Raw genomic sequence first — 20,366 nt, forward strand, 5'->3', positions numbered from 1 at the left:
GTTTTTGAACCGTAGACTTCAAAATCAGGAAGCACTCACTGGGGAGGTCGACCATGACCACGTACGTCCTCGTGCACGGCGCGTGGCACGGCGGTTGGGCCTGGGAGCGGGTCGCACCGCTGCTCACCGCCACCGGCGCGCACGTCGTCACGCCCGACCTGACGCACGACCGGGACGTCGGCCTGGCCGACCACGTGGACGAGGTGGTGGCCGCGCTCGACGCGGTCACCGACCCCGGCGCGGTGCTGGTCGGGCACAGCTACGCGGGCCTGGTCGTGCGCCAGGCGGCCGACCGGCGGCCCGACCGGGTGGCGCACGTCGTGCTGGTCGACGGCTGGGCGGGCCCGGACGGCGCGAGCCTGGTCGACCTGGCCCCGGGCTGGTTCGGCGAGGCGATGGCGGCCGCCGCCGGCCCCGACGGCCTGATCGCGCCGCCGCCACCCGCGTCGTACGGCGTCACCGACCCCGACGACGCCGAGTGGCTGCGACGACGGCTGCGCACCCACGCGCTGCGGACGTTCACCGAGCCGACCCGCCTCACCGGCGCGGTCGACCGCCTGCCCGGAACCGGCGTCCACTGCGTGCCGGGGACGTTCCCGTTCGCCCGGTTCGCCGCCGACCTCGGCTACCGGACCCTGCCCGTCGAGGGGCCGCACGACGTGCCCCTGACCGACCCCCGGGCCGTGGCGGACGTGCTGCTCGCGGTCGGGTCGGAGGAGGCCCCGACCCTAGGATGAGCGGGTGGACCAGCGGACGTACAACCAGTACTGCGCCACCGCGCGCACGCTCGACCTCGTCGGCGAACGCTGGACCCTCCTGCTCGTCCGCGAGCTGCTCACCGGGCCCAAGCGGTTCGGCGACCTCCAGAAGAGCCTGCGCGGCCTGGGCACCGGCCTGCTCGCCGCCCGGTTGAAGCACCTCGAACAGGAGGGCCTCGCGCACAAGGTCACGCTCCCACCGCCCGCCCGCACCCCCGCCTACGCCCTCACCGAGGCGGGCCGGGAGCTCGGGCCCGCCGTGCTCGCCCTGGCCCGCTGGGGCGCCAAGTGGGCCATGGGCGGGCGGCGGGACGGCGAGGCGTTCCACCCGGGCTGGGCGGTGCTGGCGATGGAGGCGTTCTTCGACGCCGGCGCCGCGGCGGGCGTGCGCGCGGTCTACGAGTTCCGGGTCGGCGACGAGGTGTTCCACGTGCGCGTGGACGACGGCTCGGTGGACGCGGGCCACGGTCCCGACCCGCGCCCCGACGTGGTGGTCGAGACGAGCGAGAACGTGTTCGCCGAGCTGGCCGACGGCCGGTCGGGCCTGGCGGACAAGATCGCGTCCGGCGAGGCGACCGCGTCCGGCGACCGGGACGCCCTGCGCCTGCTGGGCACGCTGTTCCGCCGGCCGACCCCCGCCGAACGAATGCCCGCTCAGGACGCGTAGACCTTCTCCGCGCCGATGCGGCGGATCCGCTCGGTGCCCCACGCGCCCAGCGGGGCCAGCGCCTCGTTGAGCGAGCGCCCCTCGTCGGTCAACGCGTACTCCACCCGCGGCGGGACCTCCGCGAACACCTCGCGGTGCACGAGGCCGTCCTCCTCCAGCTCGCGCAGTTGCTGTACCAGCATCTTCTCGCTCACGCCCGGCAGGCCGCGGCGCAGCTGGGCGAACCGCCGCACGCCGTGGTCGGCCAGCTCCCACAGGATCAGCACCTTCCACTTCCCGGACACCACGTCCATCGCCGCGTCGATGCCGCAGAAGTAGGGACCACGTCGAGCCGCCATCGCCCCTCCCAGGGGTGCTTACCGAAAGGTGGGTACTGCACAAAATAGTCCGTACTGGTACGACCGTACCGTTCGGGTGATGATCAATCCATGACACACGCGAAGACGAACACGAAGGTCACCGTCCTCGGGCTCGGCGCCATGGGTGCCGCCCTCGCCGAAGCCCTGGTGCGGGCCGGGCACCCCACCACGGTCTGGAACCGCACGCCCGGCCGCGCCGACACCCTGGTCGAGCTGGGCGCGACGGCCGCCACCACCGCCCGCGACGCCGTGACCGCGTCGGAGGTGGTGATCGCCTGCCTGCTCGACGCCGCGTCCGTGCACGAGGTGCTCGACCCGGTCGCCGACCTGCTCGCCGGCCGCACGCTGGTCAACGTCACCACGACCACTCCCGAGCAGTCGCGGGAGATCGCCGACTGGGCCGCGGCGCACGGCGCGGTGCACCTCGACGGCGGCATCATGGCCGTGCCGCAGATGATCGGGCAGCCCGGCTCGTCCATCCTCTACAGCGGCTCGCGGGCCGCGTTCGAGCGGTACCGCCCGCTGCTGGACCTCTGGGGCGAGAGCGCGTACTTCGGCGAGGACGCGGGCCTGGCCTCGCTGTACGACCTGGCCCTGCTCGCGGGCATGTACGTGATGTTCGCGGGGTTCGCGCACGGCGCGGCGATGGTCGCGGGCGCGGGCGTGTCGGCGACGGAGTTCGCGAAGCGGGCCGCGCCCTGGCTGTCGGCGATGACCGGCGCGCTGGCCGGGTACGCGGCCGTGATCGACGGCGGCGACTACACCGTGCCCGGTCAGCAGAGCCTGGAGTTCTCCGACCTGGGCGACCTGGTCGCCGCGAGCGCCGCGCAGGGCATCTCCACCGAGGTGGTCGGCGTGGTGCAGGGCCTGATCCGGCGGCAGGTCGACGCCGGGCACGGCAAGGAGGGCTTCGCCCGGATCTACGAGAGCATCAAGAACCCGGCCTGACCTCTGTTCGAGTGACGTGCCTGGGCCGATCGAGTGCCCGGGTGATCGGCGGGCCACCGCGGCTGATCGTCCTTGGGTCTACTCGGTCGCGAGGCGACGACCGCCCCGCGACAACGAGGCGATCAGCGCGACCACCGCCGTGCGGCAGGCCGTGACCGGCCTAGGAGGCCCAGGGAATGGATCGGCCCGGAGGCGCTGACTCCAACCAGGAGAGGAATCCTGTCAGCGCGTCCGGGCCCATCGCGATCTCGACCTCGCCCTTGCTGCCGCGGCAGCGGAGCACCACCGCGCCCGTGGGCATGGCGTACGCCTCCGGCGCGGTGGGCTCGCGGCGGTCGTCGATCTCGAAACCCTCGCGGGAGATCACCATGTCCGGGCCGCTGCGCAGGCTCAGCACGCGGAACCAGGTGAACTCGTCACCCCGGTAGTGCCCGACACCCAGGTGCCAGCCCCGGCCGGAGTCCTCGATCCGCGATCTCAGCGCGACGTGCACACCGCCCGCGCGCAACAGCCGGACGCGGCGCCACGCGAAGTACGCGAGGACGACCACCGCGCCGAACAGGACCACCCCCACCAGCTCGGCGATCCCCACGGCGTTCGTCCGCTCGTCCGCGTCAGGCCGAGTGTCCGGCGGCGCGAAGCCGCGCGATGGCCCGTGCCCGCTGCACGTCGTCGGCGTTCTGCGCGTCCGCGCGGGCCTGTTCGACGTCGATCTCGTGGGAGAGCTCCGCGTCCTCGGCGAGGATGCTCACGCCCTCACCGGTCACGGAGAGGAACCCACCGTGCACGGCCGCCGTGACGAGGTCGTTGTCCGTGGTCCGGATCCGGACCACCCCGCCCTCGACCAGCTGCCCGAGCACCGGCTCGTGGCCGGGCAGGATGCCGATCTCGCCTTCGAGCGTCTGCGCGACCACCGAGGTGGCCGTGCCGGACCACAGGCGGCGTTCCACGGCGACCAACTGGACGGTCATCTCGGCCACGCGCATCTCCCTGAGTCGAGTGAGTCCACCGCAGTCTAAACGGTGACCGGAACACCCCGCCGCACCAGCCACCCCCAGCCACCCTCACGACCCGCCACCCGCCGCTCCGATGCCGCCCCACCACGCCGAACACGGGCACGAGGCCCGCGATGAGCACCGTGCGCACAGCAGCGGCCCACCCTCGACCGAGGCCACGCGCCGGGGTCGGAACAGCGAGCCGACCAGCCCATCGGGTGCACCCGTTCGCCCGCGCGAGCGGTGGTGGGGGTCACCGCCCGCCGGGCGGTCAGGTTTCCGGTGAGTGGAAGACTGGGCCGGTGCCGACACCGAAGTCGCTGCTGGAGCGCGCGTTCTCGCTGCTGTCCGTCTTCACCGTGGACCGGCCCGCGGTCACGCTGTCCGAGCTGAGCCGCCACTCCGGCCTGCCGCTGAGCACCACGCACCGGCTGGTGACGTCCCTGGTCGAGCTGCGCGCCCTCGACCGCGCCCCGAACGGCCGCTACCGCGTGGGCCTGCGGCTGCTGGAGCTGGGCGCGCTGTCGCCCGGCAGCCTGGACCTGCGCGACCGCGCCCTGCCCTTCCTGGAGGACCTCTACGAGGTCACGCGGCACAACGTGCAGTTGGCCGTGCGCGACGGCACGGAGGTCGTGTACGTCGAGCGCATCTCGGCGCGTGACGCGGTGAACGTGGTGACGCGGGTCGGCAGCCGGATGCCGTTGCACTGCACGGGCGTCGGCCTGGTGCTGCTGGCCGCCGCGCCGGTCGCCGTGCAGGACGCCGTGCTGGCCGCGCCGCTCAAGCGGTACACGGCCAGGACGATCGCGTCGCCGCAGGAGCTGCGCGAGTCGCTGGCCCGCGTGCGCCGCGACGGTTACGCGATCAGCGACCGCCAGATCGAGCTGATCACCTACTCGGTCGCCGCGCCCGTGCGCGGCCCGGACGGCGACGTGGTGGCCGCCGTGTCCGTCGTCGTGCCCACGGGCACCCGCACCGACACCGTGGTGCCCGCCGTGCGCACGTGCGGCCTGGCCATCTCCCGCGCCCTGGGCTGGGCGTCCGGGGCCCCGTGAACGCCCGAAGGGCCGTCCCCCAGCGGGGAACGGCCCTTCGTGACGAAGCCCGGACTTACTTGCCGGCGAGCTTCTTGGCGTTGGCCTCGACGTCGTCCAACCCGCCGCAGGAGAAGAACGCCTGCTCCGGGTAGTGGTCGAACTCGCCCTTGCAGACGCGGTCGAACGCCTCGATCGTGTCCTTGATCGGCACGAAGGAGCCCGGCTGACCGGTGAACTTCTCGGCCACGATGAAGTTCTGGCCGAGGAAGCGCTCCAGGCGACGGGCGCGACCGACGAGGACCTTGTCCTCCTCGGACAGCTCGTCCATGCCGAGGATGGCGATGATGTCCTGCAGCTCCTTGTACTTCTGCAGGATCCGCTTGACCTCCTGCGCCACCCGGTAGTGCTCCTCGCCGACGATCGACGGCTCGAGGATCCGGGAGGACGAGGACAGCGGGTCCACCGCCGGGTAGATGCCCTTCTGGGAGATCGGACGGGAAAGCTCCGTCGTCGCGTCCAGGTGGGCGAACGTGGTGGCCGGCGCGGGGTCGGTGTAGTCGTCCGCGGGCACGTAGATGGCCTGCAGCGAGGTGATCGACTTGCCGCGCGTCGAGGTGATGCGCTCCTGGAGCTCACCCATCTCGTCCGCCAGCGTCGGCTGGTAACCCACGGCGGACGGCATGCGGCCCAGCAGGGTCGACACCTCCGAGCCCGCCTGGGTGAACCGGAAGATGTTGTCGATGAACAGCAGCACGTCCTGGTTCTGCACGTCGCGGAAGTACTCCGCCATCGTCAGCGCGGACAGCGCGACGCGCATGCGCGTGCCGGGCGGCTCGTCCATCTGGCCGAACACCAGGGCGGTGTCGCCGAGCACGCCCATCTCCTCCATCTCCAGGAGGAGGTCGGTGCCCTCACGGGTGCGCTCGCCGACGCCGGCGAACACCGACGTGCCGGAGAACTCGCGGGCGATACGGGTGATCATCTCCTGGATGAGCACCGTCTTGCCCACGCCCGCGCCGCCGAACAGGCCGATCTTGCCGCCCTTGACGTACGGGGTCAGCAGGTCGATGACCTTGATGCCCGTTTCCAGGATCTCGGTCTTGCCCTCGAGCTGGTCGAACGACGGCGCCTTGCGGTGGATGCCCCACTGCTCGCCGTCGCGGCCGAGGCCCGGCTGGTCGAGGCAGTCGCCCAGCGCGTTGAACACGTGGCCCTTGACGACGTCGCCGACGGGCACGCTGATCGCCCGGCCGGTGTCGGTCACGGCCGCGCCGCGGACCAGGCCGTCGGTCGGCTGCATCGAGATGGTGCGGACCAGGTTGTCACCCAGGTGCTGGGCGACCTCCAGGGTCAGCGTCTTGGCGACCGCCTCGTAGGTGATCTCCACGTTCAGGGCGTTGAACAGCTCCGGCACCGCGTCGCGCGGGAACTCCACGTCGACGACGGCACCGATCACCCGGACCACACGGCCGGTGCGGGTGGCGGTAACGGTTGCGGTCATGTCACTCATCACTTCCTGCGCCACCGGTAAGCGCGGAGGCGCCACCGACGATCTCGCTGATCTCCTGGGTGATCTGGGCCTGGCGGGCCGCGTTCGCCTGGCGGCTGAGGTTGCGGACCAGCTCGGTGGCGTTGTCCGTCGCCGCCTTCATCGCGGTCCGGCGCGCCGCCGACTCCGAGGCCGCCGCGTCCAGCAGTGCCGAGAAGAGCCGGGTCTTGACGTACTTGGGCAGCAACGCGCCCAGCAGCGTCTCCGCACTCGGCTCGAACGAGTACACCGACTGGAGCTTCTGCGGCTCCGGGTCGAAGTCGACGACCATCGGCGCGATCCGCTTGGCGACCGGCGTCTGGCTCAGCATCGACTTGAACTCGGTGTAGACCACGTGCAGCTCGTCCACGCCGAGCACGCCGTCCGGGCCGGGCTGGTCGCCCTCGTCGTCGCTGCCCGCGACGAACGCCTTGACCAGCGCGTCACCGGCCTCGACCGCGTTGACGTAGTGCGGCAGCTGCGAGAAGCCGGTCCACTCGCCCGCGATCGGGCGGCGGCGGAACTTGTAGTAGCCGACGCCCTTGCGACCGATGACGTAGAGCACGGGCTCCTTGCCCTCGGACCGCAGCAGGGAGAACAGCTCCTCCGCGGCACGCAGCACGTTGGCGTTGTACCCACCGCACATGCCCTTGTCGCTGGTCACGACCAGGACGGCGGCGCGGCGGGGGTTCTTGCGCTCGGTCAGCAGCGGGTGGTCGAGGTTCGCCGACGCCGTCGCCAGCGAGGAGAGCACGTTGGTGATCTCCTCCGCGTAGGGCTTCGACGCCGCGACCCTCGTCTGCGCCTTGGCCAGGCGCGACGTGGCGATGAGCTCGTACGCCTTGGTGATCTTCTTGGTCGAGTTGACCGAGCGGATCCGCTGGCGCAGCTCTCGGATCTGTGCTGCCATGCCTACGTCACTTCTCGGTCGGAGCGGGCCGGTTGACCTTCACCGACTCCTGCCCGACCTTGTCGGCGTCCATCGCCTCGGCGGGGACGTCGTTGACCGCGGTCGCGCCGCCGGACGCGGTGAACTGCTGCTTGAACGCGGTGACGGCGTCCACGATGCCCTTCTCCGTGTCGTCCGACAACTTCTTGGACTCGCGGATGTCGGACAGGATCACCTCGTGGCTGCGCCGCACGTGGTCCAGGAACTCCGACTCGAAGCGGCGGACGTCGCCCACCGGGATGTCGTCGTAGTGCCCGTTCGTGCCGAGGTAGATGGAGACGACCTGCTCCTCCATCGGCACCGGCGAGTACTGGCCCTGCTTGAGCAGCTCCACCAGCCGGGCACCGCGGTCCAGCTGGGCGCGCGACGCGGCGTCGAGGTCGGAGGCGAACGCGGAGAACGCCTCCAGCTCGCGGAACTGCGACAGGTCCAGCCGCAGCGAGCCGGCGACCGTCTTCATCGCCTTCGTCTGCGCGGCGCCACCGACGCGGGACACCGAGATGCCCACGTTGACGGCCGGGCGCACACCGGCGTTGAACAGGTCGGACTCGAGGAAGCACTGGCCGTCGGTGATCGAGATGACGTTGGTCGGGATGTACGCCGACACGTCGTTGGCCTTGGTCTCGATGATCGGCAGACCGGTCATCGAGCCGCCGCCCATGTCGTCGGACAGCTTCGCGCAGCGCTCCAGCAGGCGCGAGTGCAAGTAGAAGACGTCGCCCGGGTAGGCCTCGCGGCCCGGCGGGCGGCGCAGCAGCAGCGAGATGGCGCGGTACGCCTCCGCCTGCTTGGTCAGGTCGTCGAAGATGATCAGGACGTGCTTGCCCTGGTACATCCAGTGCTGGCCGATGGCCGAGCCGGTGTAGGGCGCGAGCCACTTGAAGCCGGCCGAGTCGGACGCGGGGGCGGCGACGATGGTGGTGTACTCCAGCGCGCCCGCCTCCTCCAGCGCGGCCTTGACGCCCGCGATGGTGGAGCCCTTCTGGCCGATGGCGACGTAGACGCAGCGGACCTGCTGCTTCGGGTCGCCCGACTCCCAGGCCTTCTTCTGGTTGATGATCGTGTCGATGCAGACCGCGGTCTTGCCGGTCTTGCGGTCGCCGATGATCAGCTGGCGCTGGCCGCGGCCGATGGGGGTCATCGAGTCGATGGCCTTGATGCCGGTCTGCATCGGCTCGCTCACCGGCTGCCGCTGCAGCACGGTCGCCGCCTGCAACTCCAGCGCGCGGTTGTCGTCGGCCACGATGTCGCCGAGGCCGTCGATCGGCTGGCCGAGCGGGTTCACCACGCGGCCGAGGAAGCCGTCGCCCACCGGCACGGAGAGCACCTGGCCGGTCCGCTTGACCTCCTGGCCTTCTTCGATCTTGTCGAAGTCGCCCAGGATGACCGCGCCGATCTGGCGGACTTCCAGGTTCAGGGCCACGCCGAGCACGCCGCCGGGGAACTCCAGCAGCTCGTTGGTCATGGTGCCGGGCAGACCCTCGACGATGGCGATGCCGTCGTAGGTCTCCGCGACGACGCCGACCTCTTCCCGGCTGACTTCCGGGGAGTAGGTCGAGACGTACTTCTCGATCGCACTGCGGATCTCGTCCGACGAGATCGTCAGCTCCGCCATGTCGTTCCTGCTCTCACTTCGTTTTCGGGAAAGGGGCTTGTGGGCCGCGGTTCCGGTTCGGTCAGCCGGCGAGGTCGCGGCGCAGGGACGCCAACCGACCCGCCACGCTTCCGTCGATGACTTCGTCGCCGATCTTGATCAGCAGGCCGCCGCGCAGCGTCGGGTCGACCTCCACGTGCAACGCGATCGGCCTGGAGTAGATCCGGGTCAGCGTGGCCTCGAGGCGCTCCTGCTGTGCCGCGTCCAGCTCGACGGCCGAACGGACGTGGGCGACGGAACGTTCCCGGCGCTTGGCCGCGAGCGACGCGAGCTCACCCAGGCCGTTGACGACGCCCTGGCCACGCGGCTCGCGGACGAGCTGGTCCACCAGGGTCTTGGTGGTCGCGTCGACCTTGCCCGCCACGAGGCTGTCGACCAGCGCGACCTTGCCCGCGGGCTCGGCCGCCGGGTCGGACAGCGCCAGCTCCAGCTCGTGGTTGCCCGCGATGATGCGGCCGAGTCGGAACAGCTCGTCCTCGACGGAGTCGAGCTTGCCGTCCCGTTCGGCCCGCACCAGCAGCGTGGTGCGGGCCAGCGACTCGACGCCGTCGACCAGCTCGCGCGGGCTGGACCAGCGCGCGGTGACGATCGTGGCCAGCACCTGCACCGTCACCTCGCCGACCTTGCCGTCGAGCAGGCCCCGGAGCAGCTGTTCCCGGGACGCGGGGTCCGAGGAGTTGTCGGCCAGCGCCCGGCGCAGCGGGGGCTGCGCCGACAGCAGGCTGACGACCGCGAACAGCTCGCTGCCCAGGTCGCCCAGGGCCGCGCTGTCCTCGGTGCCGTCCACGACCTCCAGCAGCCGCAGCTCGGCGGCGGCCAGGGCGTCACGGCTAGCGGCGTGCAGCGTCATCGGCGTTCCCTCACTTGGCGGCCGGAGCCGACGTGCCGTCGAGCTCGGAGAGGAACCGGTCGACGGTGCCCCGACGGCGCACCTCGTCCTCCAGCGACTCGCCGACGACCCGGTCAGCCAGGTCGATGGCCAGTCGGCCCAACTCGCCGCGCAGCTCCGCGACGATCTGCGCGCGCTGCGTCTCGAGCTGGGTCTGCCCCTGCGCGATGATCCGCGCGGACTCCTCCTGCGCCTTGGCGCGCAGCTCGCTGATGATCTGCTCGCCCTCGATGCGGGCGTCGTCACGGATGCGAGCCGCTTCGGCACGGGCTTCGGCGAGCTGCGCCTTGTACTGCTCCAGCGTCGCCTGCGCCTGGGCCTGCGCCTGCTCCGCCTTCTCGATCCCGCCCTCGATCTTGGCGGCACGTTCCGCGTAGACCGCCTCGAACTTCGGCGAGACGAACTTCTTGATGACGAACAAGAGCAGCAGGAACGCGATCAGGCCGATGATGATCTCGGAAGTGTGGGGGAGGACCGGGTTGATCGGTTCCCCCTCCGCCGCCGCCACGATGAGGGTTTTCATCACAAACCTCTCTTATGCGATGAACAGGTGCTCAGGCTGCCGACGCGAGGAAGTACACGACGAAGCCGAGCAGCGCGAGGACCTCGACGATGGCGAAGGTCGTCCAGGCGAGGCTCAGCAGGACGCCGCGGGCCTCGGGCTGGCGGGCGGTGCCGCTGATGACCGAGGAGAAGATCAGACCCACGCCGATGCCCGGGCCGATGGCCGCGAGGCCGTAGCCGATCGCGGCGAGACCCGCGTTGGTCACACCGGAGGCGGCTTCCTGAGCAAGAACGATGGATGCGCTCACTTGTGCTGTTCCCTTTCCAACTCGGTCCGCGAAAGGCATCGCGGATCGGAGGCTTGACTATTTTTCAGTGCTCTTCCGCCAGCGCGGCGCCGATGTAGTTGGCGCTCAGCAGGGCGAAGATGTAGGCCTGAAGGACCATGATCAGCGCTTCCAGGAACGTCAGCGCGATGGCGAAGAGGAAGGCGATCGGGGCCACCACGACCGTGATGCCGCCGTTGAGCAGCAGGAACTCACCCGCGAGGGTGAACACCAGCAGCAGCAGGTGACCCGCGAACATCGCCGCGAAGACCCGGATGGCGAGCGTGAGCGGGTTCAGGACGAACTTCTGGAAGAACTCGATCGGGATCAGCAGGATGAGCACGAACCAGGGCGCACCGGGCGGCATGGTGGCGTGCTTCAGGTAGCCGACGAAACCGTGGCGCTTGAAGCCCACGAAGTGGTAAACCGGATAGATGACCAAGACCGAGACGGCGAGCGGGAAGCCGATGTGCGCCATCGTGGGGAACTGGACGAACGGGACGAGCCCGAACAGGTTGTTCACCAGCACGAAGGTGAAGACGGTCAGGATCAGCGGCACGAAGGGCTTGAAGTCCTTGCCGCCGATCTGCTCACGCGCGATCGAGTTGCGCCCGATGTCGTAGGCCGACTCGGCGAGGAACTGGAACTTGCCCGGGACGAGCTTCATGTTTCGGGTCGCCAGGATGAAGAACGCCCCGATGATGAGGACCGACAGGACCAGCAGCACCATCGGCTTGTCGACCGAGCCGAAGATCGCCGGGGGGAAGAAGTCCTTCACACCGGGCGCGACGAACTCGCCACCCGAGGCCAGCACCAACGTGGTCACTGTGTTCCTTCCGGTTCTCCCGGCCGGCGTTCACTCCGCCGGGGGAATCGTCACGATCGGGACTTAACGTACCTTACGGACCGCAAGCGCCTGCGAGAGGCACCCCACCTACCTGGGTGTCCCGTCTTGCGCGCACCGTACCAGCCGGTAGATCAGGTGTTGCCAGGGGTCGGGATGACGATCTGACTGCGACTGCGCCTGGAGGCGCGCACCTCCATCGCGGTGGCGACCAGGATGGTCGCGGCCATGGTCAGCGCCAGCGCGTTGGTGTGCAGCACGGGGAACTTGCGCAGGAGCAGCATCACCGCGAACAGCAGGATCAGCTTGCCCAGGAACCCGGCGAACGCCGCCACCATGATCACCTGGAGCGGCATCGCGGCGGTGCGGTGCATGAGCAGCAGCGTCCCGGCCGACGACAGGCACGCGATCGCGCCGCCGATCAGCGCCGCGACGAGGCCGGGGACACCTGCGAGCACGGTCCACAGGACCGCGCCCGCGGCCACCGTGCCCAGCGCCGCCCACAGCGCGCTGCGGTACATCTCCCCCGCGAGTCGCCGCACGACGGCCTCGTGGGTCCACTCGGTGGTTTCCGCAGGTCGGTCCTGGCTCATGTACCAGAGTGTAGGAACCTGGCGCGGACGTCCGTCACCCCACCCCGGGGCGAGGGCGCGCTGTTCGCGTGCTCGCGCCGCAGGTCCTGCACGAAGAAGCGGTCATGTCGTTGCCCCTGCGGGACGTTGGCCGCGGCCAGGTGATCGAGAAAGCGCTCGGCGTCCTGGGCCGCCGGCCCGGTGGCCGCGGCGGCGAAGGCGGCCGTGAAGCCCGTCCCGGGCAGGTCGCCGAGCCGCCGGAAGAACCCCTGTCGGTCGACTCGGCGGGCAGCTGACCTGCAAGGGGCGAAGCAGGGGTGGCGGCAGCTCGGGCGCCACCCCGTTCCGCGTTCTACGTGCGGCGCACTTCGCGAAGCCTGGGTATCGCGGAGACCAACAGTGCGAGAACAAGTCCGATCGCCAGGCACCAGACCACGACCACGACGTCGAACAGCGTCAGCGCGACCGCGCCGAACGCCAGCACACCCGCCCACAAGTAGATCAACAGCACCGCGCGGCGCTGGGAGTGGCCGATCTCCAGCAGCCGGTGGTGCAGGTGCATCTTGTCCGCGGAGAACGGGCTCTCGCCCCGGCGGGTCCGCCGCACGACGGCCATCAGCAGGTCCAGCAGGGGCACGAACAGCACCGCGGCCACCACGACCAGCGGCGAGAGCAGGCCGAGGACGTCGGTGGCCCGCACCGACTCGTAGTTGATCTTCCCGGAGGCCGAGATCGTGGCCGCCGCGAGCATCAGCCCGATCAGCATCGACCCCGAGTCGCCCATGAAGATCCGCGCCGGGTTGAAGTTGTGCGGCAGGAAGCCCAGGCACGCGCCCGCCAACGTGGCCGCGATCAGCGCGGGCGGGTACGCCCCGACGTCACCGCCGTTGTTGGCCAGCAGGCCGATGGAGAACACGCAGGTGGCGGCGGCGGCGATGAGCCCGATGCCCGCGGCCAGGCCGTCCAGCCCGTCCACGAAGTTCATCGCGTTGACCATGGTCACGGCCAGCAGCACGCTCAGGATCGCGCCCTGGTTCTGGTCCAGCGACAGCAGCGAGCCGGTGCCCTCGCCGTCGTCGCCCCACGGCACCCAGAACAGCAGCCACTGCAGGCCGAACAGCACCAGGATGCCCGCCGACGTGACCTGGCCGGCGAGTTTCGTCAGGGAGTCCAGCTCGAACCGGTCGTCCAGCACGCCCACGAGCACGATCACGCCGCCGCCCACGATCACCGCGTACGGGTCGTAGGAGAAGTCGAACGCCGAGCGCAGCACCGGCAGCTGGTGCGCCAGGAGCATGCCGCCGAGCACCCCGCCGTACATGGCGAGGCCGCCCATGCGCGGCATGGGTTGGACGTGCACGTCCCGTTGCCGGGGGTAGGCGACCGCGCCGATGCGGAACGCGAACGCGCGCACCAGGCCGACGAGCAGGAACGTCACGACGGCGGCGGTCAGCGCGACGAGCAGGTACTCCCGGACGGGGAGGACGTTGGACACGGCAGGCAACTGGCCCACGGCAGGCTAGCCCCTCGGCGATGGGGTGTGGGGTGGATCTTGCTGCATCGGATCCCGTCGGGGTGGTTCGTGCGACGGGACCACCACGCTACTCCGATCGACAAGATCCACTAGCGGGCGACCTCGACTTCGACGCCCAGTGCCTCGGACACCTGGGCCACCGGCACCGCGCCCTCGCGCAGCACCACGGCGTCGGGACCGGTCAGGTCGACGATGGTGGAGGCGGTGTTGTCGGTGGCGGGGCCGCCGTCGAGGTAGACGCCGACCTCCTCGCCGAGCTGGTCCCACGCCTCCTGGGCGGTGGTCGCGGGCGCGAACCCGGACTTGTTGGCGCTCGACACCGCCATCGGGCCGACGTCGCGCAGCAGCTCCAGCGCGACGGGGTGCAGCGGCATCCGCAGCATCACGGTGCCCCTGGTGTGACCGAGATCCCACGCCAGCGACGGCGCGTGGGGCAGCACGAGCGACAGCCCGCCGGGCCAGAACGCCTCGATCAGCGCCCGCGCCTGGCGCGGCACGCCGAGGACCAACCCGTCGATGGTGGTCCACGAACCGACCAGCACCGGCACGGGCATGTCGGGCCCGCGACCCTTGGCCTCCAGCAGGGCACGCACGGCGGACGCGTCGAACGCGTCGCACCCGATGCCGTAGAGCGTGTCGGTGGGGAGGACGACCAGCCGCCCGGACCGGACCGCACCCGCGGCCGCGGCGAGCCCTGCCGCCCGATCAGCCGGAACGCCACAATCGTAGACCGTGCTCACCCTGCTGATCCAAGCACAGCGCGGAGCGTCGCAGCGGCCGAGGTCACACCCGACCGCGGCGGCACGGGAGGGTCAGCCGCCGCGTCGGCCGAACGCGGCTTCCGCGTCCACCGACCACTGCCGCTTGCGGTGCGCGACCACGAAGCCGAAGACCAGCGCGCCGCCGACGAGCACGCCACCCACCGTCACCGCCGGGTCGCCGATCGCGGCGCCGACGAACGGCAGCACCAGCACGGCGAGCCCGACCACCGCCGCGGTCCACACGTCCGGCTCCACCCACCTCCACCGGCGGGCCCGGTCGAGGCGGTGGAGCAGCTCGGTGGCGAACGCGGTCAGCTCCGGGTCCGGGCTGACCGCGACGACCTCCTCGGCCAGGGCTCGGCACCGGGCCCACTGCCGGGCCCCGGTGACGACGAGCGCGCCGTCCGGGGTGATGCCCCGCACCCGCGCCGTGCGGGCCGCCAGCGCGATCGCCAGGTGGGTGCGCAGCACGTCGTCCGCCCGGGCGGTGCCGCCGCGCTCCAGTTCGCCGCGCACCGCGGCGGCGGCGAGATCGCCCTCGTCGTCGTGCCCGTCGGCCAACGCCGACATCACCGCGTCCAGCGCGCGGGCCAGGCGGACGCGGTCGTGGTCGGCGAATTCGGTGAGGTCGACGTGCCGGATGCGGGTCAGGAGCCATTCCCGCAGCTCGCTCCACTCGTTCGGCTTATTGACAGCCATCGGCGGTTCTCCGATTTACTCGGCGGAGCGTTGACCCCCAGATTATCGGCGATGGCGAGGCGTCCGGTGAATGCCAGGAACCCGATCGGCGCGCTTCCGCTGGCGCTGTCGCTGGCCGTCGCGTACGTCGCCGTGGCCGGGGCGGCGGGTTTCCTGGCGTTGGACGCGCGCACGGCCACGCCCACCACGACCGTCGCGGCGGTCGTGGTGCCGGTGATCACCACGACGACCGCGACCACCACCACCGCACCCTCCGCCGCGCCGACCACGACCACCGAACTGCCTCCCGACCTGCGGCGGGTGGACGCCCCGGGCGGCCTCAGCACCGCGATCCCGGCGGGTTGGGCGGTCGGCGCCGGCACCGTGGCGACCACGCTCGTGGCCACCGACCCGGCCGACCCGCGCCGCGAGATCCGCCTCGGCGGCGCGCCGGTCACCGACCCGGCGGTGCCCCTGCTCGACCGGATCACCGCCGCCGCGGTCGAGCGGGAACGGGAGCCCGGCCACACCAGGCTCGCGTTGACCGGCGACCGGATCCGCGATTTCCCGGCGGTGCGGTGGGATTTCGAAGAACTGGTGGAGGGCGCGCCCGAACGGGTGGCCGTGGCGTACTGGGAAACGGGTGGGATCGAATACGTGGTTTACGCCCGCGGACCGGCCGGGGAATGGGCGCAGACCCGTTCCCGGCTGGCCGCGCTGATCGACCACGCCCGCCCGTGACCGGGCCGCGGTGATGTCCGGGTCCGGTGCGCGGTCGGGGCGACCGCGAGGTCAGACGCGGCGGGCGGTGGCGAAGCGGGGACGCCAGGCCAGGTCGCGGTGGTCGGCGACGTCGGTCAGCACGCGGCGGGTGGACAGCAGCGCGGGCACGATGACGCCGTGGCTGTCGTCGTGCTCGATCGCCACGTGCCCGCCCGGCTTGAGCAGCCGCGCGGCCAGCGCGACGACGTGCCGGATCACCTCCAGCCCGTCCTCACCGCCGAACACCGCGTGCCGGGGGTCGTGCTCGGCGACCTCCGGTTGCACCTCGGTCCCGTCCGGCACGTACGGCGGGTTGCACAGCACCAGGTCGACCTGACCGTCCAGGTCCGCCAGCACGTCCGGCGCGGTCACGTCGCCCGCGTGCAGGGTGATCGGCGTGTCGCCCGCGACCGCGCGCGCCTCCGCGTTGCGCCGGGCCCAGGCCAGGGCCGCGGGATCGCGCTCCACCGCGTGCACGGACGCGCGCGGCAACCGGTGCGCCACCGCGAGCGCCAGCGCGCCGGAACCCGTGCACAGGTCCACCACGACGGGGTCTTTCGACTCCACAGTGGACAGGCCCCACTCCAGCATCAGCTCGGTCTCCGGGCGCGGGATGAACACCCCCGGGCCGACCTCCAGGTCCAGCCCGCCCAGGTGCGCCCGACCGGTGATGTGCTGCAACGGCACGCGGGTCGCGCGCTGCCGCACGACCTTGTGCAGCGCGTCCACCACCGGCGGGTCGACCAGCGGGATCAGCGGCAGCCTGGAGCGCTCGACGCCGAGCACGTGGGCGGCGAGCAGCTCGGCGTCCACGCGCGGACTGTCGACACCCGCCGCGGCCAGCATCCGCTCCGCTTCGATGATGGCCAGCCGCAACGGGTGTCGGGTCATGGCAGCTAGGGTAGGCGGATCAGAAGTTGATCATGTGGCCGGCCAGGCCGTGGACCGCTTCCTTGACCGCCTCGCTCAACGTCGGGTGCGCGTGCACGTTGCGCGCCACCTCGTGCACGGTCAGGTCCCACTGCTGGGCCAGCGTCAGCTCCGGCAGCAGCTCCGTCACGTCCGGCCCGATCATGTGCGCGCCGAGCAGCTCGCCGTACTTGGCGTCGCTGATCAGCTTGACGAAGCCGTTCGGGTCCGCCAGGCCGTGCGCCTTGCCGTTCGCGGTGAACGGGAACTTCGCCACCCGCACGTCGAAGCCCTTCTCCCGGGCCTGCGCCTCGGTCCAGCCGAACGACGCGATCTGCGGCTGGCAGAACGTCGCGCGCGGGATCATCGGGAAGTCCAGCTCCATGGTCTCCGCGCCCGCGATGGTCTCGGCGGCGACGATGCCCATGGACTCGGCCGCGTGCGCCAGCATCAGCTTCGCCGTCACGTCGCCGATGGCGAAGATGTGCGGGACGGTGGTGCGGCCGCGGTTGTCGACCGCGATCGCGCCGCGCTCGGTCAGCCCGACGCCGGTGTTCTCCAGCCCGTAGCCCTCCACGCGCGGCTGGAAGCCGATCGCCTGGAGGACCTTGTCGGCCTCCAGCACCTCCTGCTGCCCGTCCTTCGACACGGTGACGCGGACCTTCGCGCCGCTGTCGTCGATGGACTCCACGCGGGTGGACGTGCGCACGTCGATGCCCATGCGCTTGTAGCGCTTGGCCAGCTCGGCGGACACCTCCGCGTCCTCCAGCGGCACCACCCGGTCGAGGAACTCGACGATGGTGACCTTCACGCCGTAGTTGTGCAGCACGTAGCCGAACTCGACGCCGATGGCGCCCGCGCCGGCGATGACGATGCTCTCGGGCAGCTCCTTGGACAGGATCTGCTCCTCGTAGGTCACCACCCGCTCGGACAGCTCGGTGCCGGGCAGGAGCCGGGTCTTCGCGCCCGCCGCGATGATGGCGTGGTCGAACGTGACGGTCTCGCCGTTCACCTCGATGGTGTTGGCGTCGCGGAACGTGCCGTAGCCGTTGTACTCGGTGATGCCGTTCTTCTTCATCAGGAAGTGCACGCCCTTGACGCGCCCGTCCGCGACCTTGCGGCTGCGCTCGAAGGCGACGCCGTAGTCGAACTTCACCGTGCCGTCGACCTGGATGCCGTAGGTCTTCTGCTCGTGGGTGAACAGGTGCGCGAGCTCCGCGTTGCGCAGGAGGGCCTTCGACGGGATGCAGCCCACGTTCAGGCACACCCCGCCCCAGTAACGCTCCTCGATGACCGCCGTCTTCAGCCCCAGCTGGGCCGCCCGGATCGCGGCGACGTACCCGCCTGGCCCCGCACCGAGGACCACGACGTCAAAGTGTGCGCTCATGAACGACACATTAGGTGCCCAGTTGGTCGGACAAGAACTCAACGGTCCGACGCCACGCGTCGGCCCGGGCGGCGGCCGTGGCGGCGGGTGTGCCGCCCATCGAGAAGGTCACACCCGGGCCGGGCACGACCAGTTGCGTCGCGGGGCGGTGCGGCGGCCCCGCGATCAGGTGTCCTGCCTCGGGGTATACCACCCGTTCGTGTCGGTGCCGGTGCCCTCGCTCCGTCAACCGGCGCCACGCGACCTCGCTGAGCCCCACGGCCGGCCACGACTCGTCCCGACCGGATGAGAGCAGCAACACACCGCCGGCGATGCGCTCGACCGGGATCTCGGCGTCCTCCGCGATGCCGTCGGAGAAGTCGAACGCCGACGTCAGCGCCACCGGCTTGCCCGACACGACCCGGTGGCGCAGCTCGTCGGGGATCGAGTACGGCAGGTACGGCAGCGGCCTGCCCTGCCAGGTCCAGGACGCGCCCTCGTGCTCCAGCTTCGGCAACAACCGCGGGCCGGGCCCGATGCACTGCGTCACCACACCACTGCCCGCCACGCTCACCACGGCCTTGACCTGCGAGAACGTCGAACCGACGAGCAGCGCCAGCTCACCGCCGCGCGAGCCGCCGACCACGCCGAGCGCACCCGCCCGCGCGCCGAGCCAGTCCAGCGCCGCCCCGACGTACTCCAGCGGGATCTCGACCAGGTCGTCCGGCACGCCCGGCACGCCGAAGTAGGCCAGGGCCAGCGCCGCGAACCCGTGCCCGGCCAGCAGCCCGGCGTCCAGCTCGGGCAACCCGCCCTCGGAGCCGCCGAGCACGACCACGCCGGGGTGGACCTCGCCGTCGTCCGGCTCGAACAGCACGCCGACCAGGCCGTCCTCGCGCACCTCGGTCCGCCGCACGCCCTCGGGCACGTCGCGCCGGTCCACCTCCACCTTGCCGACCCCGACGACCTCGACCACCGTCGGCCCCGGCTCCTCACCCGTCCGGGTCATCGACCAGAACAACCCCATCGGGTCGACACCGGAGTAGTCGCCCTCGACGGGCGCGTGCCGGGTCAGGTCCACCACGCCGCGCTCGTCGGCCAGGAACACCGCCGAGGCCGCCCAGTCGCCCGTCGACGCGCGGATCGTGGCCCGTTCGTCCGGCGGCAGGTCGACCACGCGGATCGCCAGCTCGGCGTCGAGCGGGGCACTGCGCGGTGTCACCAGGATCTCGGCCATCGCGCGCGCCCTCCTCGTCGCTCACCCGCCGGCGAGTCGCTCCGCCCGATCGGCCGCCGCCAACGCGTCGAGCAACGCGTCGAGATCGCCGTCGAGCACCTGGTCAAGGTTATGGGCTTTGTACCCGACCCGGTGGTCGGAGATGCGTGATTCCGGGAAGTTGTAGGTGCGGACCCGCTCGGAGCGGTCCACCGTGCGGATCTGCGAGCGGCGGGCGTCCGAAGCCTCCTGCTGCTGCTTCTCCTCGGCCAACGCGGTCAGCCGGGCCTGGAGCACCTGCATCGCCCGCGCCTTGTTCTGCAACTGGCTGCGCTCGTTCTGGCAGGACACCACGATGCCGGTCGGCAGGTGCGTGATGCGCACCGCCGAGTCGGTCGTGTTGACGCTCTGCCCGCCCTTGCCCGACGAGCGGAACACGTCCACCCGCAGGTCGTTCTCGTCGATCTCGACCTCGACCTCGTCGAGCTCGGGGAACACCAGGACGCCGGCGGCGGAGGTGTGGATGCGGCCCTGCGACTCGGTCACCGGCACCCGCTGCACGCGGTGCACGCCACCCTCGTACTTCAGCCGCGACCACACGCCGTCCGGGGTGTCCGCGCGGCTCTTGATGGCCACCGTGACGTCCTTGTAGCCGCCCAGGTCGGAATCCGTGCCGTCGAGCACTTCGGCCTTCCACCCGTGGCGTTCGGCGTACCGCAGGTACATGCGCAGCAGGTCGCCCGCGAACAACGCCGACTCCTCGCCACCCTCACCGGACTTGATCTCCAGCACGACGTCCGCGCTGTCGTGCGGGTCGCGCGGCAGCAGCAGCTCGGTCAGCTTCGACTCCAGCGCCGGGACGGCCTTGGCCAGCTCCTCGGCCTCCTCGGCGAACACCGCGTCCTCGGCGGCCAGCTCGCGGGCGGTCTCCAGGTCCGACTTGGCCTGCTCCAGCTCGCGAGCGGTCTTCACGATCGGGGTCAGCTCGGCGTAGCGCTTGCCGAGTTTCCGCGCGCCCGCCTGGTCGGCGTGCACCGAGGGGTCGGCGAGCCTGGCTTCCAGCTCGGCGTGCTCGGCCAGCAGGGCGTCCAGCGTCACGATCTCGCTCCG

General features: G+C 71.2%; 24 protein-coding genes. 6 read left to right on the forward strand and 18 right to left on the reverse strand.

The genetic code is table 11. The features are described 5' to 3' along the window. Positions 1-53 precede the first annotated feature (53 nt). Positions 54-737, forward strand: coding sequence for an alpha/beta fold hydrolase (locus LZG04_RS24315; protein WP_233820481.1), 684 nt, complete (start codon positions 54-56; stop codon positions 735-737). Positions 738-741: 4 nt separating this feature from the next. Next, entirely contained in the window at positions 742-1,425 is a 684-nt protein-coding gene (locus LZG04_RS42665) for a winged helix-turn-helix transcriptional regulator (protein WP_233820482.1), read from the forward strand. Here LZG04_RS42665 and LZG04_RS24325 read toward each other — a convergent pair. Further along, entirely contained in the window at positions 1,413-1,763 is a 351-nt protein-coding gene (locus tag LZG04_RS24325) for a helix-turn-helix domain-containing protein (protein ID WP_233820483.1), read from the reverse strand. The two genes, LZG04_RS42665 and LZG04_RS24325, sit on opposite strands and share 13 nt — an antisense overlap. Before the next feature lie 90 nt (positions 1,764-1,853). Here LZG04_RS24325 and LZG04_RS24330 point away from each other — a divergent pair, with 90 nt between their 5' ends. Beyond that, complete coding sequence (locus LZG04_RS24330) at positions 1,854-2,732, forward strand: NAD(P)-dependent oxidoreductase (protein ID WP_233820484.1); 879 nt, start codon at positions 1,854-1,856, stop codon at positions 2,730-2,732. Positions 2,733-2,892: 160 nt separating this feature from the next. Here the strand turns inward: LZG04_RS24330 and LZG04_RS24335 are convergent, their stop codons facing one another. Next, complete coding sequence (locus LZG04_RS24335; protein WP_233820485.1) at positions 2,893-3,324, reverse strand: DUF2550 domain-containing protein; 432 nt, start codon at positions 3,322-3,324, stop codon at positions 2,893-2,895. Positions 3,325-3,346: 22 nt separating this feature from the next. Further along, positions 3,347-3,712: a F0F1 ATP synthase subunit epsilon gene (locus LZG04_RS24340; protein ID WP_233820486.1), complete on the reverse strand. Its 366-nt coding sequence runs from the start codon at positions 3,710-3,712 to the stop codon at positions 3,347-3,349. 317 nt (positions 3,713-4,029) lie between these two features. Between LZG04_RS24340 and LZG04_RS24345 the strand changes: the two genes are divergently transcribed. After that, positions 4,030-4,782 carry an IclR family transcriptional regulator gene (locus tag LZG04_RS24345; RefSeq protein WP_233820487.1) on the forward strand — a complete coding sequence of 251 codons (753 nt, stop codon included), beginning with the start codon at positions 4,030-4,032 and terminating at the stop codon, positions 4,780-4,782. Positions 4,783-4,837: 55 nt separating this feature from the next. Here the strand turns inward: LZG04_RS24345 and atpD are convergent, their stop codons facing one another. The 8 genes from atpD to LZG04_RS24385 all read right to left on the reverse strand — a co-directional run bounded on the left by atpD (position 4,838) and on the right by LZG04_RS24385 (position 12,051). Further along, positions 4,838-6,274 carry a F0F1 ATP synthase subunit beta gene (gene atpD, locus LZG04_RS24350; protein ID WP_233820490.1) on the reverse strand — a complete coding sequence of 479 codons (1,437 nt, stop codon included), beginning with the start codon at positions 6,272-6,274 and terminating at the stop codon, positions 4,838-4,840. Then, positions 6,267-7,202 (reverse strand): F0F1 ATP synthase subunit gamma, encoded by a 936-nt coding sequence (locus LZG04_RS24355; protein WP_233820492.1) that lies wholly within the window; start codon positions 7,200-7,202, stop codon positions 6,267-6,269. Before LZG04_RS24355 ends, atpD begins: the two co-directional genes overlap by 8 nt. A gap of 7 nt (positions 7,203-7,209) precedes the next feature. Next, positions 7,210-8,856, reverse strand: coding sequence for a F0F1 ATP synthase subunit alpha (gene atpA / locus LZG04_RS24360; protein WP_233820493.1), 1,647 nt, complete (start codon positions 8,854-8,856; stop codon positions 7,210-7,212). Between the two features lie 61 nt (positions 8,857-8,917). Further along, a complete protein-coding gene (locus tag LZG04_RS24365; RefSeq protein WP_233820494.1) occupies positions 8,918-9,745 on the reverse strand; it encodes a F0F1 ATP synthase subunit delta in 828 nt (275 codons plus the stop codon). A gap of 10 nt (positions 9,746-9,755) precedes the next feature. Further along, a complete protein-coding gene (locus tag LZG04_RS24370) occupies positions 9,756-10,307 on the reverse strand; it encodes a F0F1 ATP synthase subunit B (protein WP_233820495.1) in 552 nt (183 codons plus the stop codon). Positions 10,308-10,338: 31 nt separating this feature from the next. Then, positions 10,339-10,584 (reverse strand): ATP F0F1 synthase subunit C, encoded by a 246-nt coding sequence (locus LZG04_RS24375; RefSeq protein ID WP_121231937.1) that lies wholly within the window; start codon positions 10,582-10,584, stop codon positions 10,339-10,341. A 76-nt stretch (positions 10,585-10,660) separates the two neighbouring features. Next, positions 10,661-11,440 (reverse strand): F0F1 ATP synthase subunit A, encoded by a 780-nt coding sequence (gene atpB / locus LZG04_RS24380; protein ID WP_233820496.1) that lies wholly within the window; start codon positions 11,438-11,440, stop codon positions 10,661-10,663. A 152-nt stretch (positions 11,441-11,592) separates the two neighbouring features. Further along, positions 11,593-12,051: a hypothetical protein gene (locus LZG04_RS24385; RefSeq protein WP_233820497.1), complete on the reverse strand. Its 459-nt coding sequence runs from the start codon at positions 12,049-12,051 to the stop codon at positions 11,593-11,595. Positions 12,052-12,155: 104 nt separating this feature from the next. Here LZG04_RS24385 and LZG04_RS24390 point away from each other — a divergent pair, with 104 nt between their 5' ends. Continuing rightward, positions 12,156-12,326: a hypothetical protein gene (locus LZG04_RS24390; RefSeq protein WP_233820498.1), complete on the forward strand. Its 171-nt coding sequence runs from the start codon at positions 12,156-12,158 to the stop codon at positions 12,324-12,326. Between the two features lie 56 nt (positions 12,327-12,382). Here LZG04_RS24390 and LZG04_RS24395 read toward each other — a convergent pair whose 3' ends face one another. From LZG04_RS24395 to LZG04_RS24405, 3 genes are all read right to left on the reverse strand, one after another. Next, complete coding sequence (locus LZG04_RS24395) at positions 12,383-13,543, reverse strand: glycosyltransferase family 4 protein (protein ID WP_233820499.1); 1,161 nt, start codon at positions 13,541-13,543, stop codon at positions 12,383-12,385. A 110-nt stretch (positions 13,544-13,653) separates the two neighbouring features. After that, the gene (locus LZG04_RS24400; RefSeq protein WP_233820501.1) at positions 13,654-14,304 is read right to left on the reverse strand and encodes an L-threonylcarbamoyladenylate synthase; all 651 of its coding nucleotides are present in this window, start codon (positions 14,302-14,304) and stop codon (positions 13,654-13,656) included. A 72-nt stretch (positions 14,305-14,376) separates the two neighbouring features. After that, entirely contained in the window at positions 14,377-15,024 is a 648-nt protein-coding gene (locus LZG04_RS24405) for a hypothetical protein (RefSeq protein ID WP_233820503.1), read from the reverse strand. A 51-nt stretch (positions 15,025-15,075) separates the two neighbouring features. Between LZG04_RS24405 and LZG04_RS24410 the strand changes: the two genes are divergently transcribed. After that, positions 15,076-15,744, forward strand: coding sequence for a hypothetical protein (locus tag LZG04_RS24410; protein ID WP_233820510.1), 669 nt, complete (start codon positions 15,076-15,078; stop codon positions 15,742-15,744). Positions 15,745-15,795: 51 nt separating this feature from the next. Here the strand turns inward: LZG04_RS24410 and prmC are convergent, their stop codons facing one another. Genes prmC through prfA form a run of 4 tightly spaced genes read right to left on the reverse strand, consistent with a single transcriptional unit; the run spans position 15,796 to position 20,354 of the window. Further along, positions 15,796-16,656, reverse strand: a complete 861-nt coding sequence (prmC, locus tag LZG04_RS24415) for a peptide chain release factor N(5)-glutamine methyltransferase (RefSeq protein ID WP_233820511.1) — start codon at positions 16,654-16,656, stop codon at positions 15,796-15,798. A gap of 19 nt (positions 16,657-16,675) precedes the next feature. Then, positions 16,676-18,061 (reverse strand): dihydrolipoyl dehydrogenase, encoded by a 1,386-nt coding sequence (gene lpdA, locus LZG04_RS24420; protein WP_233820512.1) that lies wholly within the window; start codon positions 18,059-18,061, stop codon positions 16,676-16,678. A gap of 10 nt (positions 18,062-18,071) precedes the next feature. Further along, positions 18,072-19,277 (reverse strand): acyl-CoA thioester hydrolase/BAAT C-terminal domain-containing protein, encoded by a 1,206-nt coding sequence (locus tag LZG04_RS24425; RefSeq protein WP_233820514.1) that lies wholly within the window; start codon positions 19,275-19,277, stop codon positions 18,072-18,074. 21 nt (positions 19,278-19,298) lie between these two features. Continuing rightward, positions 19,299-20,354 (reverse strand): peptide chain release factor 1, encoded by a 1,056-nt coding sequence (prfA, locus tag LZG04_RS24430; RefSeq protein ID WP_233820516.1) that lies wholly within the window; start codon positions 20,352-20,354, stop codon positions 19,299-19,301. Positions 20,355-20,366: the final 12 nt, after the last annotated feature.

Source organism: Saccharothrix sp. S26 (assembly GCF_021390395.1).
Taxonomy (GTDB): domain Bacteria; phylum Actinomycetota; class Actinomycetes; order Mycobacteriales; family Pseudonocardiaceae; genus Actinosynnema.

Bases quoted from the DNA above. Each gene is read 5' to 3' on its own strand.
- LZG04_RS24355 (WP_233820492.1), bottom strand. From the start codon at position 7,202: ATGGCAGCACAGATCCGAGAGCTGCGCCAGCGGATCCGCTCGGTCAAC.
- LZG04_RS24325 (WP_233820483.1), bottom strand. From the start codon at position 1,763: ATGGCGGCTCGACGTGGTCCCTACTTCTGCGGCATCGACGCGGCGATG.
- LZG04_RS24385 (WP_233820497.1), bottom strand. From the start codon at position 12,051: ATGAGCCAGGACCGACCTGCGGAAACCACCGAGTGGACCCACGAGGCC.
- LZG04_RS24365 (WP_233820494.1), bottom strand. From the start codon at position 9,745: ATGACGCTGCACGCCGCTAGCCGTGACGCCCTGGCCGCCGCCGAGCTG.
- LZG04_RS24405 (WP_233820503.1), bottom strand. From the start codon at position 15,024: ATGGCTGTCAATAAGCCGAACGAGTGGAGCGAGCTGCGGGAATGGCTC.
- LZG04_RS24425 (WP_233820514.1), bottom strand. From the start codon at position 19,277: ATGGCCGAGATCCTGGTGACACCGCGCAGTGCCCCGCTCGACGCCGAG.
- LZG04_RS24330 (WP_233820484.1), top strand. From the start codon at position 1,854: ATGACACACGCGAAGACGAACACGAAGGTCACCGTCCTCGGGCTCGGC.
- lpdA (WP_233820512.1), bottom strand. From the start codon at position 18,061: ATGAGCGCACACTTTGACGTCGTGGTCCTCGGTGCGGGGCCAGGCGGG.
- LZG04_RS24370 (WP_233820495.1), bottom strand. From the start codon at position 10,307: ATGAAAACCCTCATCGTGGCGGCGGCGGAGGGGGAACCGATCAACCCG.
- LZG04_RS24410 (WP_233820510.1), top strand. From the start codon at position 15,076: ATGGCGAGGCGTCCGGTGAATGCCAGGAACCCGATCGGCGCGCTTCCG.
- LZG04_RS24315 (WP_233820481.1), top strand. From the start codon at position 54: ATGACCACGTACGTCCTCGTGCACGGCGCGTGGCACGGCGGTTGGGCC.
- atpD (WP_233820490.1), bottom strand. From the start codon at position 6,274: ATGAGTGACATGACCGCAACCGTTACCGCCACCCGCACCGGCCGTGTG.
- prmC (WP_233820511.1), bottom strand. From the start codon at position 16,656: ATGACCCGACACCCGTTGCGGCTGGCCATCATCGAAGCGGAGCGGATG.
- LZG04_RS24390 (WP_233820498.1), top strand. From the start codon at position 12,156: ATGTCGTTGCCCCTGCGGGACGTTGGCCGCGGCCAGGTGATCGAGAAA.
- atpA (WP_233820493.1), bottom strand. From the start codon at position 8,856: ATGGCGGAGCTGACGATCTCGTCGGACGAGATCCGCAGTGCGATCGAG.